The sequence below is a fragment of the Noviherbaspirillum soli genome, assembly GCF_015352955.1.
In the GTDB taxonomy this organism is placed as follows: Bacteria; Pseudomonadota; Gammaproteobacteria; order Burkholderiales; family Burkholderiaceae_D; genus Noviherbaspirillum_A; species Noviherbaspirillum_A soli.
The window spans coordinates 21,096-37,789 of the sequence record NZ_JACYOX010000026.1; the positions used below are offsets into that span (position 1 = coordinate 21,096).

At 63.1% G+C, this 16,694-nt stretch carries 14 protein-coding genes; 10 read left to right on the forward strand and 4 right to left on the reverse strand.

Annotated features, from left to right (window positions below):
• Positions 1-6 precede the first annotated feature (6 nt).
• A complete protein-coding gene (locus tag IGW04_RS17260; RefSeq protein WP_194714325.1) occupies positions 7-462 on the forward strand; it encodes a response regulator in 456 nt (151 codons plus the stop codon).
• Between the two features lie 7 nt (positions 463-469).
• Here IGW04_RS17260 and IGW04_RS17265 read toward each other — a convergent pair whose 3' ends face one another.
• Entirely contained in the window at positions 470-2,527 is a 2,058-nt protein-coding gene (locus tag IGW04_RS17265) for a response regulator (protein ID WP_228527166.1), read from the reverse strand.
• Here IGW04_RS17265 and IGW04_RS17270 point away from each other — a divergent pair.
• Positions 2,518-3,075, forward strand: a complete 558-nt coding sequence (locus IGW04_RS17270) for a hypothetical protein (RefSeq protein WP_194714327.1) — start codon at positions 2,518-2,520, stop codon at positions 3,073-3,075. The genes IGW04_RS17265 and IGW04_RS17270 overlap by 10 nt on opposite strands.
• 28 nt (positions 3,076-3,103) lie before the next feature.
• Here IGW04_RS17270 and IGW04_RS17275 read toward each other — a convergent pair whose 3' ends face one another.
• The gene (locus IGW04_RS17275; protein ID WP_194714328.1) at positions 3,104-4,849 is read right to left on the reverse strand and encodes a cation:proton antiporter domain-containing protein; all 1,746 of its coding nucleotides are present in this window, start codon (positions 4,847-4,849) and stop codon (positions 3,104-3,106) included.
• A gap of 137 nt (positions 4,850-4,986) precedes the next feature.
• On the reverse strand, positions 4,987-5,397 hold the full coding sequence (locus IGW04_RS17280; protein ID WP_194714329.1) for a hypothetical protein: 411 nt from the start codon (positions 5,395-5,397) through the stop codon (positions 4,987-4,989).
• Positions 5,398-5,936: 539 nt separating this feature from the next.
• On the opposite strand from IGW04_RS17280, the gene IGW04_RS17285 reads away from it, so the two are divergent.
• From IGW04_RS17285 to IGW04_RS17320, 8 genes are all read left to right on the forward strand, one after another.
• Positions 5,937-6,656: a response regulator transcription factor gene (locus tag IGW04_RS17285; RefSeq protein ID WP_194714330.1), complete on the forward strand. Its 720-nt coding sequence runs from the start codon at positions 5,937-5,939 to the stop codon at positions 6,654-6,656.
• Positions 6,657-6,864: 208 nt separating this feature from the next.
• Positions 6,865-8,148 (forward strand): glutamyl-tRNA reductase, encoded by a 1,284-nt coding sequence (hemA, locus tag IGW04_RS17290; protein WP_194714331.1) that lies wholly within the window; start codon positions 6,865-6,867, stop codon positions 8,146-8,148.
• A 75-nt stretch (positions 8,149-8,223) separates the two neighbouring features.
• Positions 8,224-9,306 (forward strand): peptide chain release factor 1, encoded by a 1,083-nt coding sequence (gene prfA / locus IGW04_RS17295; protein ID WP_194714332.1) that lies wholly within the window; start codon positions 8,224-8,226, stop codon positions 9,304-9,306.
• A 22-nt stretch (positions 9,307-9,328) separates the two neighbouring features.
• Positions 9,329-9,814, forward strand: coding sequence for a disulfide bond formation protein B (locus IGW04_RS17300; protein ID WP_194714333.1), 486 nt, complete (start codon positions 9,329-9,331; stop codon positions 9,812-9,814).
• Entirely contained in the window at positions 9,811-10,641 is an 831-nt protein-coding gene (gene prmC, locus IGW04_RS17305) for a peptide chain release factor N(5)-glutamine methyltransferase (protein WP_194714334.1), read from the forward strand. The genes IGW04_RS17300 and prmC overlap by 4 nt, the downstream gene beginning before the upstream one ends.
• A 76-nt stretch (positions 10,642-10,717) precedes the next feature.
• Positions 10,718-13,060, forward strand: a complete 2,343-nt coding sequence (locus IGW04_RS17310) for a Tex family protein (protein ID WP_194714386.1) — start codon at positions 10,718-10,720, stop codon at positions 13,058-13,060.
• Between the two features lie 116 nt (positions 13,061-13,176).
• A complete protein-coding gene (gene grxD, locus IGW04_RS17315) occupies positions 13,177-13,488 on the forward strand; it encodes a Grx4 family monothiol glutaredoxin (protein WP_194714335.1) in 312 nt (103 codons plus the stop codon).
• Positions 13,489-13,685: 197 nt separating this feature from the next.
• On the forward strand, positions 13,686-15,053 hold the full coding sequence (locus IGW04_RS17320; protein WP_194714336.1) for a right-handed parallel beta-helix repeat-containing protein: 1,368 nt from the start codon (positions 13,686-13,688) through the stop codon (positions 15,051-15,053).
• A 368-nt stretch (positions 15,054-15,421) separates the two neighbouring features.
• Here the strand turns inward: IGW04_RS17320 and IGW04_RS17325 are convergent, their stop codons facing one another.
• A complete protein-coding gene (locus IGW04_RS17325) occupies positions 15,422-16,492 on the reverse strand; it encodes an acyltransferase family protein (RefSeq protein ID WP_194714337.1) in 1,071 nt (356 codons plus the stop codon).
• Positions 16,493-16,694 lie beyond the last annotated feature (202 nt).

The window sequence follows — 16,694 nt, forward strand, 5'->3', positions numbered from 1 at the left end:
ACCGCCATGCTCAAACCCATCCTGCTGGTTGAAGACAATCCCAAGGACCTTGAACTGACGTTGATTGCGCTGGAACGCAGCCAGCTTGCCAATGACGTCATCGTCGTCGAAGACGGCGCCGAGGCGCTGGATTATCTGCACCGGCGCGGCAAGTATGCCGACCTGCCGCCGGGCAAGCCGGCGGTGGTGCTGCTGGACCTGAAGCTGCCGAAGGTGGACGGGCTGGAAGTGCTGAAGGAAATCCGCGACTCGGCGGAGCTGCGCAGCCTGCCGGTGGTGATGCTGACCTCGTCCAAGGAGGAACAGGACCTGGTGCGCAGCTACGAGCTGGGCGTCAATGCCTATGTCGTCAAGCCGGTGGAATTCCGGGAATTCGTCAAGGCGATCGCCGACCTCGGCATTTTCTGGGCGGTGCTCAATGAACCGCCGCCAGGCCATACCAAGGTGCTGCGCCGGGTGTGATGCCCGTTCACGCGGCGGCGCGGGCTGCCGTCTTCTGCAGCAGGCCTTCCTCGACCACGGCCTTCAGGTCCATCAGCTGATACGGCTTCTTCAGGTAATGCACGTCGGTGCCGTCGAGCTCGGACGAGCGTCCATAGCCGGAGGCCACCGCGACCGGCATCTGCGGATAACGCTGGCGCACCCGATGAACGAGCTCGATGCCGGACATCTTGGGCAGCGTGACGTCGGTAACCAGCATCGCATACGGACCGGCTTCAAGCAGTGCCAGCGCTTCCTCCGCGGTCGGCACGCCGACGGCGTCATGTCCGAGTTCTTCGAGCATCATCAGCGTCAGGTCGAGCAGATCGGCATTGTCTTCCACCAGCAGCACCCGCGGCGCGATGGCGGCGGGCGGCGCTTCCGGCCCCGCGCCAGCGCCATTGCCGGCGCCCGATGGCGGCATGGCGCGCCGGTCCAGTATCTGCCTGACCTTGTTGGCAAGCTGCTCGCGGCGATAGGGCTTGGACAGCAGGTTGACGCCGGGGTCGAGACGGCCGCCATGCACGATCGCATTTTCCGCATAGCCCGAGGTGTAGAGCACCTCGATGGCCGGGGATAATGCGCGCGCGCGGCCGGCCAGCTCGGTGCTGCGCAGCGGGCCGGGCATCATCACGTCCGAGAACAGCAGGTCGAAGCGCTGTCCGGATTCAAGGATGGCCAGTGCGGAAGCGGCATCCTGCGCCTGCACCACCTGGTAGCCCAGTCCTTCCAGCATTTCAACGACGGTCGCGCGCAGCGCCGGATCGTCTTCCACCGCCAGGATGCGTTCGCTGCCGCCGGCGGCACTCACCGGCAAGGCGGCCGGGACCTGCTCGACATCGGCCATGCTGCGCGGCAGGTAGACGCTGACCGTGGTGCCTTCGCCGGGCATGCTGTCGAGCAGGATATGGCCGCCGCTCTGCTGCACGAAGCCGTAGGCCATCGACAGGCCCAGGCCTGTCCCTTCGCCGGGCAGCTTGGTGGTGAAGAAGGGTTCGAAGACCCGGCTGATCAGTTCGGGCGACATGCCGCAGCCGGTGTCGGAGACGGTGATCCGGATGTATTGCCCTGGCCGCGCTTCGGGATGCGCCGCCGCATAGCGATCGTCGAGCTCGACATTGGCGGCCGACAGCGTCAGGCGGCCGCGGCCGCGCATGGCGTCGCGCGCATTGAGCACCAGGTTCAGGATGACGTTCTCGAACTGGCTGGTGTCGACCAGGCTGTTCCACAGGCCATCCGTGATCTCGGTGCGCACTTCGATATCGTCGCCCAGGGTATGGTGCACCATCTGATGCATGTTGCGCAGGATGTCGTCCAGCCGCACTACCACCGGCTGCAAGGGCTGCTGGCGGGCAAAGGCCAGCAGCTGGGAAGCCAGGTTGGCGCCCCGGTCCACCGCGGCCATCGCCACCTTGATGCGGTTGCTGTCGGCTTCATGCGACTGGCATGACTGGCTCAGCAGCTGCAGGTTGCCGCCGATGATCTGCAGCACGTTGTTGAAGTCGTGCGCTACCCCGCCGGTGAGCTGGCCGATGGCTTCCAGCTTCTGGGCCTGGTGCAGCGCCGCCTGGCTCAGTTCGAGCTCGCGGGTACGCTGCAGCAGCTGTTCCTGGCTGGTCTGCAGCGAGGCATAGGCTTCGTCGCGCTCGGTGCGGGCGCGGTGCGCTTCGGCGTGGTAGCGCACCCTGGCCACCAGCTCGGCCCGCGCCGGCCACTTGACCAGATAATCATTGGCGCCGGCGGCGAAGCCGCGCACTTTCTGCTGTGGCGCGTCCTCGGACGACACCAGAATGATGGGGATTTTCGCCGTCAGCGGTTCTGCGCGCAGCTGCGTGATGACTGAAAAGCCATCCATGGTTGGCATGCACAGGTCGATCAGGATCACGCCTGGCTGGAACCTCGTGGCGCGCGCCAGCGCCTCCCGCGAGTCATACAGGCAATCCACCTCGATGTCCGGCTCGGCACTCAGCATCTCGCACGCCAGACTGGCGGCGACTTCCTGGTCGTCAATGACCAGCACGCGCAACTGGCGCTGTGATGCAATCATGGAATCAGCCATGGGCGGCTGGGCAGACTGACATCATTTTCTTACGATCCCGATCATCGGTAGCCTTCTTCATTGCATTGCTTTCTTTTATCGCGGATTTCCCCAGCCAGATATGGTCATGGCTGCATAACATGGCCGTCAATGCAACTTTTGGTTTGATTTGGTTTAACGAGGAATCTTTTGACGAAATCGATGTCCTGAGAACCATGTTCTTTTTAAAGGCATTGCAGATGATCAGAAAACTCCTTCTTTCTGCACTATGCAGCGTATCCGTCTCGGCGACGGCTTTTTCAGGGGAAGCCCAGGCGCAGGGCGAAGCCAGCCAGCAGTATTGCGGCAAGCTGGCGCAGATCGGCGCCAGCGCATTCCGCACCCGCGCCGACGGTTATCCGATGGACCGGGTATTGAACGAGGTCAAGACCATTCTCCAAAGCAAACCGGAAACACTGGAAGACGCAGAGGAGGCTATTGTCTCGATCTATGACGACCGTTCCGTCAGTTCCTCCCAGCAAGCCTATGCCAAGGTCTACGACCATTGCCGCCAGTAAGCACCGGCGGCCGCAAGCGCGCAGCGGGTCAGCCGACCTCGCTGCGCGTGGCGCCGATGCGTTTTTCCCGTTCCAGTTGAATCACCTGCGCGGCGGCCGACGCCGGGAAGCCCAGGCTGTGCAGCACGAACTCCGACAGCTGCAGGCCTGACTCCAGGGTTTCAGGCACCACCAGCGTCGCGCCGGCGCGCAGCAGGGCCTGCGCATGCTGCTCGTCGCGGGCGCGGGCAAACAGCCGCACCTGCGGGTAATCGCGCCGGATCGCCCGCGCCGCATGCAGCACCGATGCCGGATGGTCCATGGTCAGCACGATCGCCGCCGCATGCTGGGCGTGAACCTGGCGCAGCAATTCGCCGCGCGCGGCATCGCCGTAATGCAGGCGGCCGGCATGCTCCTGCAGCTGCGCCACCAATTGCGGGTTGTTGTCGATGGCGGCATAGGCGATGCCCTGCCGGTCCAGGATCTGGGCCAGCATGCGGCCGATGCGGCCGAATCCGACGATCACCACATGCCCCTTCTGCGACTCGGCCGCCTGGCCTGCGGCGGCAGGCAGCGGATGCCGTTTCTGCCACCAGTCGCCGAAGGCGCGGCCGAGGCGCGCCATGGCCGGCGTGGCGAACATGCTGCAGGCCACCACCAGCGTCATGAACTGGCCCACATCCGGCGCCAGCAGCCGGCTGGCGACTGCCTGTCCCACCACGATGAAGGCGAATTCGCCGCCCTGCCCCAGCAGCAATCCGCCTTCCACTGCCCGTCCGGTGGAAAAGCCGCCCAGCCGCAGCACGGCGCCCGTCACCAGCGCCTTGATCAGGAACAGGCCTGGCACCGATAGCGCCAGCCAGAGCGGCGTGCTGGCCGCTTCCCGCAAATCGACCTGCATGCCGACCGACATGAAGAACAGTCCCATCAGCAGGCTGCGAAATGGCGCGATGACTACCTCCACCTCATGCCGGAATTCGGTTTCGGCCAGCAGCAGGCCGGCCAGGAAGGCGCCCAGCGCGAGCGACAGCCCGGCGGCGGCGGTCAGTGCGGCAATGCCCAGGGTGATCAGCAGCGTCAGCGCCATGAAGATTTCCGGCTGGCGCTGGCGCAGGAACATGTGCAGCAAGGGCCCGATCGCGCGCCGGCCAAGCAGGTAGATCAGCACCACCGCGCCGAGCGACTTGGCCAACGCCAGCAGCACCATGGGCAGCCAGCCGGCGGCGTCGCCGCCCGTGGTCAGCACGCCCAGCAGGATGAAGATGGGCACGACCGCCAGGTCCTGCAGCATCAGGATCGCGAACGCGGCCTGTCCCAGCGGATAACCCAGCGCCTGACGTTCCGTGAGCAACTGCATCACCACCGCAGTGGACGACAGGGACAAGACCAGTCCCAGCACCAGCGCCGCTTCCATGCGGTTGCCGAAAAGCCAGGCCAAGAGGCCGATGGCCAGCGCCGACAGCAGCACCTGGGCGCCGCCGGCGCCGAATACCCAGCGCCGCATGGCCCACAGCCGCGAGGCCGACAGTTCCAGTCCGATCATGAACATCAGGAACAGCACCCCGAGTTCGGCCAGCGGCGCAATGCCTTCCGGACGCTGGAACACGAGGTAGGACAGCCAGGCATGCTGCTGCGCCCATAGTCCCAGGCCGTAAGGGCCGACCAGCGCGCCCACGGCAAGGAATCCAAGGACCTGGTTGATTTTCAGGCGCTGCAGCAGCGGCATCAATATGCCTGCCAGCGCGAGAAACAGCAGCGCTTCGCGCAGGAAAGGCAATCCGTCGTTATGGGGCACGTTCTTGCATCCTGATCTGATGGGTATGGCGACGCGCTGGGCTGCGCGTCAGGTCAGGAATTATTGCATCCCGTCGCCCATTGCGATCCGCTACGGCGCCAGCTCCGGATACATGCCGCCGGCAGGATGGCGGTCATTCAGCCGGCAGACTTGCCGCGCGTGGTGCGTATCAGGATGCGCACCACTTCCCGCACGATCTGCCTGTGCGGCTCGTCGAGCAGCTGCATGTCGGCAATCAGCTTGAGGTCGACCGAACTGGCGTGCGCCGCCGGATTGGGAACCTCCTTGCGGCTGGCGTCGGCGCCAAAACGCAGCCAGTCGATCGGCACCATCAGCCAGTCGGCCAGCGTGCGCATCTTGTCCTGCGTGGGTATGGCCTCGCCGATCAGCCATTTGCGCGCCGCGTGCACGGTGATGGGCGTGCCCGGATACCGGATGTTGAATTCCCGGGCAAGTTCGGTGGGACTGTCCGGAGAATGATGCGTATTCCGCAGGAGTTGTTGAAGCCGCAGGCTGAACTGCTCACGCTCGCTAGAAATCTTGACCATTAAGCAACTCCATGAACTACCAGTTACAAGCAGCAATTCGCTTTGTTAATTTGATTGGCTTTGCCTGAATCGAAAAAACCTGACATTTCAGGCTGTTTTCACTCGCAATCCATCTGAAGAAACATTTACATTTTGAAACAATATAACATGAGAGCATTGTTAAAAAAAATACAACTATAGCTCGCAGCGGAAAATTTACTAAAAGTAATATTTGCAATTCCGTCATTATCACCCTGCCCTCTGGACCGCCTTGGATATTCGATTTGCGCAAGCATTTTTCGATTAGCCTTTTCTTTGCCGCCTTGAACCCTTGTAAATCGCAAGGATTTTCTGTCCAAAAGCGCGACCATTTGAGCAAGTGCAGTTCTATGCACGAACATTCGTAACAGAACTTTTCCGACCGATAATACAATGACAAGTGTTGTAAATATGTTGAATATGTGAAAGATTGATAGGTAGAAATTTACTTTGGAGTAAGGAAAGTTGATACTTGGTATATGTAATTAACATTTGCCAAACTTATTAACACTTCCAATGCCATGAGAATTGCCGTACTTGATAACGATCGTAGCCAGAGCGAACTGGTATGTCAGGTTCTCTCCGCGGCGGGACATGCCTGCCACACTTATGCGTCAGGCAAGGAGCTGATGGCGCAAGCCAAGCGCGACAGCTTCGACCTGCTGGTGCTGCACTGGCAATTGGCCGACAACAACGGCGCCGAGATCATCAAGTGGGTCAGGGAGAAGATGTCGCCCACCCTGCCGGTGCTGTTCATCACCGGGCGCTCGAACGAGGATGACATCGTGGCCGGCCTGGCCGCGGGCGGCGATGACTACATGATCAAGCCGATCAGGCGCGGCGAACTGGTGGCCCGCGTGCAAGCCCTGCTGCGACGGGCCTATCCCACCCAGAATGCGGTGGAACAAATCCAGTTCGGCTCCTATGTGTTCCAGGCCCGTACCGGCCGGGTGACGATGAAGGGCAAGCCGATCGACGTGACGCAGAAGGAATTCGACCTGGCCCTGCTGTTCTTCCGCAACCTCGGCCGGCCGCTGTCGCGCGCCTTCATTCTCGAAGCGGTCTGGGCGCGCGATGTGCAGATTCCGTCACGCACCATGGATACCCATGTGTCGCGGGTACGCAGCAAGCTGCAGCTGCGGCCGGAACACGGCTTCCGCCTGGCGCCCGTTTACAGCTACGGCTACCGGCTTGAGCAGATGTCGCAGAACAATGGCAATAGCAGCGACAACGGCGGCTGAGCATGCCTATCAGGGGCGCGGCAGAAGCGTTTCGGCGTTATCGCATAGCTTGCCGTAGTACCCGCAGCGCCCGCACTGCCTGCGTCTACGCGTTGGCAACGACCGTTATGCGCATTCGTCAGATGCTTGAAGTTCGTTAATCGAACCCCAAAAAGATGGATATAGAGCGACACGGTATAATAACGGCTCAATTTTTCGCCATTTTTCAATGCAACTCCTTGCCGTCGGGCTTAATCATCACACTGCGCCGCTCGCGCTGCGCGAGAAGGTGGCTTTCCCCGCTGACCGGATAGGTCACGCGGTTGCCGCCGCGCGCAACTGGTTTGGCGGCAGCGTGCCCGGTGGCGGCGAGGCGGCGATACTTTCGACCTGCAACCGCACTGAACTGTACTCGGCCAACCGGCTCAATGCCGGCGTCGATCACTCCATCGACAGCACTGCCCGCTTCCTGGCCGATTACCACCAGCTTCCCTACGCCGAACTGCGTCCCTATCTGTACACATTGCCGCAGGACAATGCAGTGCGCCACGCCTTCCGTGTCGCATCCGGGCTGGATTCCATGGTGCTGGGCGAGCCGCAGATCCTGGGCCAGATGAAGGATGCGGTGCGCCAGGCCGAAGCGGCCGGCGGCCTCGGCACCTATTTGCACCAGATGTTCCAGCGCACTTTCGCGGTGGCCAAGGAAGTGCGCAGCACCACCGAGATCGGCGCCCACAGCGTATCGATGGCGGCGGCGGCAGTCAGGCTGTCCCAGCGCATCTTCGACCGCATATCCGACCAGAATGTGCTGTTCATCGGCGCCGGCGAAATGATCGAACTGTGCGCCACCCACTTCAGCGCACAGAATCCCAAGACCCTGACGATTGCCAACCGCACGCTGGAGCGTGGCGAATTGCTGGCCCACCGCTTCAACGGCAAGGCCATCATGCTGGCCGACCTGCCCGAGCAGCTGGCCAATTTCGATATCGTGGTCTCCTGCACCGCGTCATCGCTGCCGATCATCGGCCTGGGCCTGGTGGAGCGGGCGATCAAGGCGCGCCGCCACAAGCCGATCTTCATGGTGGACCTGGCGGTGCCGCGCGATATCGAGGCCGAAGTCGGCCGCTTGGACGACGTGTTTCTCTACACCGTGGACGACCTCGGCGCGGCAGTGCAGACCGGCATGGAAAACCGCCAGGCCGCGGTCAGCCAGGCCGAGGCCATCATCGAGACCCGGGTCCAGGCCTTCATGCACTGGATGGACGGCCGCGCGGTGGTGCCGGTAATCCAGGAACTGCATGAGAACAGCGAGCAGATTCGCCTGGCAGAACTGGACCGGGCCAGGCGCATGCTGGCGCGCGGCGACAGCGCCGACGCGGTGCTGGAAGCGCTGTCCCGCGGCCTGACCGCCAAATTCCTGCATGGCTCGCAGCAGGCGCTGCACCATGCCCAGGGCGACGAGCGCGCCCGCCTGGCAACCCTGCTGCCGCAACTGTTCCGTACCCGTCGCTAGCGACGCCATCCCGTCGCCGTTCCCGATCGTCCGCGGCCCCGCCGCTCCCCTGTGTTGCCCTAGCCGGAAAATGCCATGAAGCCATCCATGCTCGCCAAACTCGACCAGCTCGCCAACCGGCTGGAAGAAGTCAATACGCTGTTGATGCAGGAAGGCATCACCGACAACATGGACCAGTACCGCAAGCTCAACCGCGAGCATGCCGAACTCGGTCCGCTGGTCGAGCTGTACCAGCAGTACACCCAGGCCGACCGCGACATCGCCGCCGCGCAGGAGATGCTGGCCGACCCCGAGATGAAGGAATTCGCACAGGAGGAAATCGCAGGCAGCAAGGCGCGCATGGAAGCGCTGGAAGTCGACCTGCAGAAGCTGCTCCTGCCCAAGGACCCGAACGACGAACGCAACATCTTCCTCGAGATCCGCGCCGGCACCGGCGGCGACGAGTCGGCGCTGTTCGCCGGCGACCTGCTGCGCATGTACACCCGCTATGCCGAACGCCAGCGCTGGCAGGTGGAAATGGTGTCGGAATCGCCGTCCGAGCTGGGCGGCTACAAGGAAGTGATCGTGCGCATCGTCGGCCTCGGTGCCTATTCCAAGCTGAAGTTCGAGTCCGGCGGCCACCGGGTGCAGCGGGTGCCGGCCACCGAGACCCAGGGCCGCATCCATACCTCGGCCTGCACGGTGGCAGTGATGCCCGAGGCCGACGAGATCGAGGACGTGGACATCAACCCGGCCGACCTGCGCATCGATACCTATCGCGCTTCCGGCGCCGGCGGCCAGCACATCAACAAGACCGACTCGGCGGTGCGCATCACCCACCTGCCGACCGGCCTGGTGGTGGAATGCCAGGATGACCGCAGCCAGCACAAGAACAAGGCCTCGGCGCTGAAGGTGCTGGCGGCGCGCCTGAAGGATGCCCAGCTGCGCGAGCAGCAGTCCAAGGAGGCGGCGACCCGCAAGTCGCTGATCGGCTCGGGCGACCGCAGCGAGCGCATCCGCACCTATAATTTCCCGCAAGGCCGGATGACCGACCATCGCATCAACCTGACGCTCTACAAGCTCGACTTCATCATGGACGGCGACCTGGACGAACTGACCGGCGCGCTGGTCGCCGAACACCAGGCCGAGCTTCTGGCCGCGTTGGGTGACGACGAATAATCCTTCTTTCCTGGAACAAGCAATGAATCCTTACCGCCCCGTATTGCTCGCCGTTGCCCTGGTCTCGATGATCCTGCTGGCCGTGGCGCTGTACCTGCAGCATGTGATGAACATGCTGCCCTGCCCGCTGTGCGTCCTGCAGCGCTATGCCTTCGCCGCCGTGGCCATCATCTGCCTGATCGCCGCCGGCCGCCGCAGTGCCGGCGCCCAGCGCACCGGCACCGGCCTGGCGGCGGTCGCCGCGCTGGCCGGCCTGGGCGTGGCCGGCTACCACCTGTGGATCAAGGCCAACCCCACGATTTCCTGCGGCATCGACCCGCTGGAAACCTCGCTCAACACCATCCCCACCGCGCGCCTGCTGCCTTTCCTGTTCCAGGCCGACGGCCTGTGCACCACCGAGTACGAACCCATTCTCGGCCTGTCGATACCGCAGTGGTCCTTCATATGGTTTGCGATCTTCGCCATCGCGCTGGGCTGGACCGCCTGGCGCCGCGTTGCGCGCGGATGAGCAGTCCCCTGGCCGGACGTTCGATTGCCGAAGTGCTGGCGCAATCGCCGCTCGACGCGCTCGATACCCGCGTGCTGCTGTGCCATGCGCTGGGCCTGACCCGGGTGCAGCTGATCACCCGCGCCGACCACCTGCTGAATGACACCGAAGCGGCGCGCCTGGAAGCCGTGCTGGCGCGGCGCGCGGCCGGCGAGCCGGTGGCTTACCTGACCGGCGAGCGCGAGTTCTACGGCCTGCCTTTCCAGGTCACCCCGGCGGTTCTGATTCCGCGTCCCGATACCGAACTGCTGGTGGAACTGGCCTGCGAGCGCCTGCCCCGTGGCGGCAGCGTGCTCGACATGGGCACCGGCTCCGGCGCCATCGCCGTGGCCATCGCCCATGCCAGGCCGGATGCACAGGTCAGCGCGCTCGACGCCAGCGCCGCCGCGCTGGAGGTGGCCCGCGGCAATGCGGCGCGCAACGGCGTCCAGGTCGAATTCCTGCAAAGCGACTGGTATGCGGCGCTGTCGCTGCCGCCGCGGCGCTTCGACATGATCGTCTCCAACCCGCCGTATATCGTCGCCGGCGACCGACACCTGTCCGAGGGCGACCTGCGCTTCGAGCCGGTGGACGCACTGACCGACCATGCCGATGGCCTGTCGGCGCTGCGCGCCATCGTCGCCGGCGCGCCGGCCTTTCTGGCGCCGGGTGGCTGGCTGCTGATGGAGCACGGCTACGACCAGGCGCAGGCGGTGCGCGCGCTGCTGCAGGGCTGGGAACAGGTGCAGAGCTGGCGCGACCTGGCCGGCATCGAGCGCGCCAGCGGCGGCGTCCTCGCGGATCGCTGACAGCATTCGCCCACAGGGTTCGCTAACAGCCGCACTTTGCGTATCATCCAACGCTTGATTTTCCCTATCCGACATGATGCTGCCTTCCATTGAACAACGCCTGGCCAACGAACTGGCCGCCCGTCCGGCGCAGGTTGCCGCCGCCATCGCCCTGCTCGACGAGGGCGCCACCGTGCCCTTCATCGCCCGCTACCGCAAGGAAGCCACCGGCGGCCTCGACGACATCCAGCTGCGCCTGCTGGAAGAAAGACTGCGCTACCTGCGCGAACTGGAAGACCGGCGCGCCGCGGTGATCGCCTCGATCCAGGAGCAGGGCAAGATGACGCCGGCCCTGCTGCAGGCGGTCAGCCTGGCCGAGGACAAGACCCGGCTGGAAGACCTGTACCTGCCCTACCGCCAGAAGCGCCGCACCAAGGCGCAGATCGCGGCCGAGGCGGGCCTCGCGCCGCTGGCCGACGCATTGCTGGCCGACCCGGCGCTGACGCCGGAACAGGAAGCCGAAAAATACCTGAGGCCGGCCTTCAAGACCGATGGCGCCGACAATCCCGGCGTGCCCGACGTAAAGGCCGCGCTGGACGGCGCCCGCCAGATCCTGATGGAGCGCTTCGCCGAGGATGCCACCCTGCTCAGTTCGCTGCGCGAGTACCTGCAGGAACACGCGGTGGTGGAATCCAAGGTGGTGGAAGGCAAGCAGGATGCCGGCGAAAAGTTTGCCGACTATTTCGACTATGCCGAGTCCATCGCCACCATCCCGTCGCACCGGGCGCTGGCCCTGTTCCGCGGCCGCCGCGAGGAAATGCTGACGGTGACGATGCGCCTGGACAGCGAAGAGGAAAAGCCGAAATGGGATGCGCCGCACAACCCCTGCGAAGGTCGCATCGCCAGCCGCTTCGGCATCAGCAACAAGGGTCGCCCGGCCGATAAATGGCTGGCCGACACGGTACGCTGGGCCTGGCGGGTCAAGCTGATGATGCACCTGGAAACCGAGCTGATGGGCGCGCTGCGCGAAAAGGCGGAACTGGAAGCGATCAACGTCTTTGCGCTGAACCTGAAATCCCTGCTGCTGGCCGCACCCGCCGGCCCGCGCGCCACCATGGGCCTGGACCCGGGCCTGCGCACCGGCGTGAAGGTCGCGGTGGTCGACGCCACCGGCAAGGTGGTCGACACCGCCACCATCTATCCGCACCAGCCGCGCAACGACTGGGACGGCGCGCTGCATACGCTGGCGCAGCTGGCCGCGAAGCATCAGGTCGCGCTGATCTCGATCGGCAATGGCACCGCCTCGCGTGAAACCGACCGCCTGGCGCAGGACCTGATCAAGCGCCACCCGGAGATGAAGCTGACCAAGATCGTGGTGTCCGAAGCTGGCGCCTCGGTCTATTCGGCTTCCGAATTCGCTTCACGCGAGCTGCCTGACCTGGATGTGTCGCTGCGCGGCGCGGTGTCGATCGCGCGCCGGCTGCAGGACCCGCTGGCCGAACTGGTGAAGATCGATCCGAAATCGATCGGCGTCGGCCAGTACCAGCATGACGTCGGCCAGTCACAGCTGGCGCGCACGCTGGACGCGGTGGTCGAGGACTGCGTCAATGCGGTCGGCGTGGATGTCAACACCGCGTCGGCGCCGCTGCTGGCGCGGGTGTCGGGCCTGAATGCCAGCGTGGCCCAGGGCATCGTCAGCTACCGCGACATGAAGGGCATGTTCACCTCGCGCGCGGCGCTGAAGTCGGTGCCGCGCCTGGGCGACAAGACCTTCGAACAGGCTGCCGGCTTTCTGCGGGTGATGAATGGCGACAATCCGCTGGATGCGTCCGCGGTGCATCCGGAATCGTATCCGCTGGTTGAAAAAATCGTGGCGGATTTGAAGAAGGATGTGAAATCGGTGATCGGCGACAGCCGGCTGTTGAAATCGCTGAATCCGGCAAAATATTCGGATGACCGGTTTGGCGTGCCGACCGTCACCGACATCCTGAAGGAACTGGACAAGCCCGGCCGCGACCCGCGCCCGGAATTCACCACGGCCACCTTCAAGGAAGGCGTCGAGGAAATCAGCGACCTGCGGCCCGACATGGTGCTGGAAGGCGTGGTGACGAACGTGGCGGCCTTCGGCGCCTTTGTCGACATCGGCGTGCACCAGGACGGGCTGGTCCATATCTCGGCGCTGTCCAACAGCTTCGTGAAGGATCCGCACACGGTGGTCAAGGCGGGCCAGGTGGTCAAGGTGAAAGTGCTGGAAGTCGACGCCAAGCGCAAGCGCATTGCGCTGACCATGCGCCTGTCCGACAGCGCGCCGGCAGCCGGCAGCAAGCCTGAGCAGCGCGGCGACCGCACCGATGGCAAGCGCCTGGCGCAGCACCAGCGCCAGGAAAAGGCGGCGCCTGCCGGTGCGATGGCGGCGGCATTTGCGAAGCTGAAGGGCTAGCGCGTTGATGACTGCGAGGCCGGACCGAGAAGTCGGGCAAGTCAGACCGAGAGGTCAATCAGCGCACAAAGGCGGTTTTTCCTATAATGAGCAATCTCTTAAAAAGCGAGGCAGCAATGAGCGATGTACAAAACTGGATTAAAGAAACGGTGACCGGCAATCCGGTCGTGTTGTTCATGAAGGGCACTGCGCAATTCCCGCAATGCGGTTTCTCGGGCAAGGCGATCCAGTTGCTCAAGGCCAGCGGCGCCGAGAACATCGTCACCGTCAACGTGCTGGAAGACCCGGAAGTGCGCCAGGGCATCAAGGACTATTCCAACTGGCCGACCGTGCCGCAGTTGTATGTGAAGGGCGAATTCGTTGGCGGTTCGGACATCATGACCGAGATGTATGAGTCGGGCGAACTGCAAACCCTGATCAAGGGCTGAGTTCCTGTTTCCTGCCAATGGCGGCTGACCGGTCTGTCCGGTCAGCCGCCATTTTTCTTCCCAGGCACGCCAGCGCAAATCCTGGCGTACTGGACTCCCGCGTTCCTTGCCATGCAAGCTGGTAACGACTGTCTCTGACTATCCGATTACCGTACAATCATTCCTCCCAGGAAATGACCCGCAGTGCAAGGACGACCATGACCCCGCCTTTTCCCAAGCAACTCTGCATTGCCGGCATTCGGCTGCTTCACAGCGCGCTTCTCGCTCCCGCACTGCTTGCCCTGCCCTCTATGGCGCAGGCCGCGCCGGCGCCGAAGGCTGCGCAGGCCGAGCCGACTCCAAAGGCTGCGCAGCCCGAGCCGGCCGCGTCGACCGGCAGGATCATCCAGGTCGGCGGCAACAGCGAAGTCCGCACCATCGCCCAGGCTGCCGCAATGGCACAAGACGGCGACACGGTCGTCATCGCACCCGGCGAGTACTACGGCGACGTCGCCAGCTGGCGCCAGGACCGGCTGACCATCCGCGCCGGCGCCGGCGGCAGGGTCAAGCTCATTGCCGCCGGTTCCCACGCCGCCGGCAAGGGCATCTGGGTCGTCAGTGGCGGCCGCGTGACGGTGGAAGACATCGATTTCGTCGGCGCGCGGGTGCCCGACCGCAACGGCGCCGGCATCCGTTTCGAAAAAGGCCATCTGGTGGTCAAGCGCTGCTCGTTCAAGGACGGCGAGAACGGCATCCTGACCGCCGGCGATCCGACCGCCACCCTGGAAATCGAGAACAGCGAATTCGGCAACAATGGCGACGGCAGCGGCAGCACCCACAATCTGTACGTGGGCGACATCGGCATGCTGAAAGTCACCGGCAGCTATTTCCACCATGCGCGGCAAGGCCACCTGCTGAAGAGCCGGGCCAGGGAAAACCTGATCTTCTACAACCGGCTGACCGACGAGGTGGGCGGCCAGGCCAGCTACGAGCTTGAATTTCCCAACGGCGGCATGGCTTACGTGGTTGGCAACATCATCGAGCAGTCGGCCACCACCGACAATTCCACCGTCATTTCCTTCGGCGCAGAAGGCTACCGTTCGCCGCTCAACGCGCTCTACCTGGCCAGCAACACCATCGTCGACGACCGTCCGCAGGGCGGCATCATGCTCAAGGTTGCAGATGGCGACCGGCAGGTGCATGCGGTCAACAACCTGCTGGTTGGGCAGGGCAGGATTGACGGCGGACAGGTCAAAGGCTGGCGCGACCGCCTGCGTGACCTTGCCAAGGCCGCCTACTACCAGGACAGCAAGCTGCTGTGGACGAAAACCGGCATCGACGGACGTTTCATCAACAACTTCAATGTCGACTGGAGCGCTTTTGCGTTGCCGGTGCGCTACGACTACCGCCTGCTGCCCAAGTCCGGCCTGGATGGCAAGTTCGTGTTGCCTGAAGAAGTAAAGGGCATCAGCCTGGTGCCGAAAGGGGAATATGTGCATCCGGCCAGGTGGCGGATGCTGGACGTGAAGCCGATCGTGCCGGGAGCGCTCCAGGCAGTGGCGGCAAGCGAATCGGGCGGCAAATAGCTATTGACACCGAGCGACTGTTTGGTTTCTTTTAGATAATATTTTTTTGAAGAATATTGCCGTCGGGATTTCTTACATTGACCAAACGGCTGCAATATCGGCCGTCTGAGCCATTACACGCTCTTTAACAACGTCTCTTTAACAACGTCTCTTTAACAACGTCAAAGCAACGTCAAAGCAACGTCAACGGCGGCGGTAATGGCAATGGCGAAGTCACCGAACTGGCAACCACCGCCCTGCTCGGTCTGGGCCTGCTCGGCTTCGCAGCGTCACGCCGCAAGCTGAAGTCGAAATAACAATCCGCTACAACCGAAAACAAAAAGCCTGCTCGTCGAGCAGGCTTTTTTATTTCCCCCCGATGAAAGTTTTCAGCGCCCCGCGGCAGGAACCGCAGGCGGCGCCCGCCGGATGAAGGAAAGCGCATGCTGTGTAAGCGGTTTTTCCACAAGCAGGTGCATCAGCACGCCAGCGATGGCCGACACCGTCAGGTAAATCGCAAAATTGGCAAGAATTTGCCAAGCGCTCGTCGCCGGCAGACCGGACAGCCTGATGAGTTTCGTAGTGAGCACCAAAGCAGGTATATGGAACAGGTAAATCGCGTAGGAAGCATCTCCCAGCAGGCGCAGCGACGGCAGCCTGATGCCGTCAAACAGGAAAACAGCGGCAAACACGATCATTGAAGACGTCAGGAGCAGCGAGATATCGCCCATCAGCCGCGGCAGGACAATCAGGCCGGCAAAGCCCGCCAGCAGCAGCAACAGCATCGTCCAGCGCGCTGGCTGCCATGCGGCCTTCCTCAGCATTTCGACCACGTAATACAGCAGCACGCCCGCCAGAAAATGCAGCATCACCGCGGATGTATAGAAGTGAAAGGCCGCTGATTGCCCTTCTACCGCGGGGGGCAACAGGCAAAGGCCGAACAAGCTGATGGCCATAAAGGCAATGCTGAACCGGCCAAGGAAGAGCGACAGGCCGAAAAGAAAGTAAAAGAACATTTCATAGTTGAGCGACCATCCTGGCACCAGCGTGGGCCAGATCTGGTCGGGATAGGCCTGGTTCCAGTGTGGAATGAAGAAGGCATCCATCAACAGTACCGGATCGGTCAGCGATGTTTTGTACACCAGCGCGGCGGACAGGAACAGCGCAATCCAGTACATCGGCACAACGCGTACGATGCGCCGCTTCCAGAACAGCATGGCTTCTCCCAGGCGCTCCCGCAACGACTGACCGGCCGCCAGCTGCCCGCCTCGGGTCGAATACATCATCACCAAGCCACTGATCACGAAAAAGATTTCCACGCCGCGCGCGCCGAAAATGATGGTCATCGCGCCGCCGAACTCATGCCGCGCATGGTGAAAAACCACCATCATGGCCGCGATGCCGCGCAGGTATTGAACACCTTCAAGCAGACGTTGCTGGCCCATTGCCGCATGTTTCATCCCAATCCCCTCCATGCTGCATAGCAATACGAAGTCGTTACGTTAGCACTTTGGCCATAAAAGAATCTGCGCGAATCGTGACCGTGGCGCCTTTCTATTTCTTATCGGAATTCATTTTGAAAAAATGCGGCAAGGGCAGCGGAATGCTCCGTTGCCCTTGCCGTTTGCTCCGACTGCCGGCGCTACCGTGCCGGCAATCCAC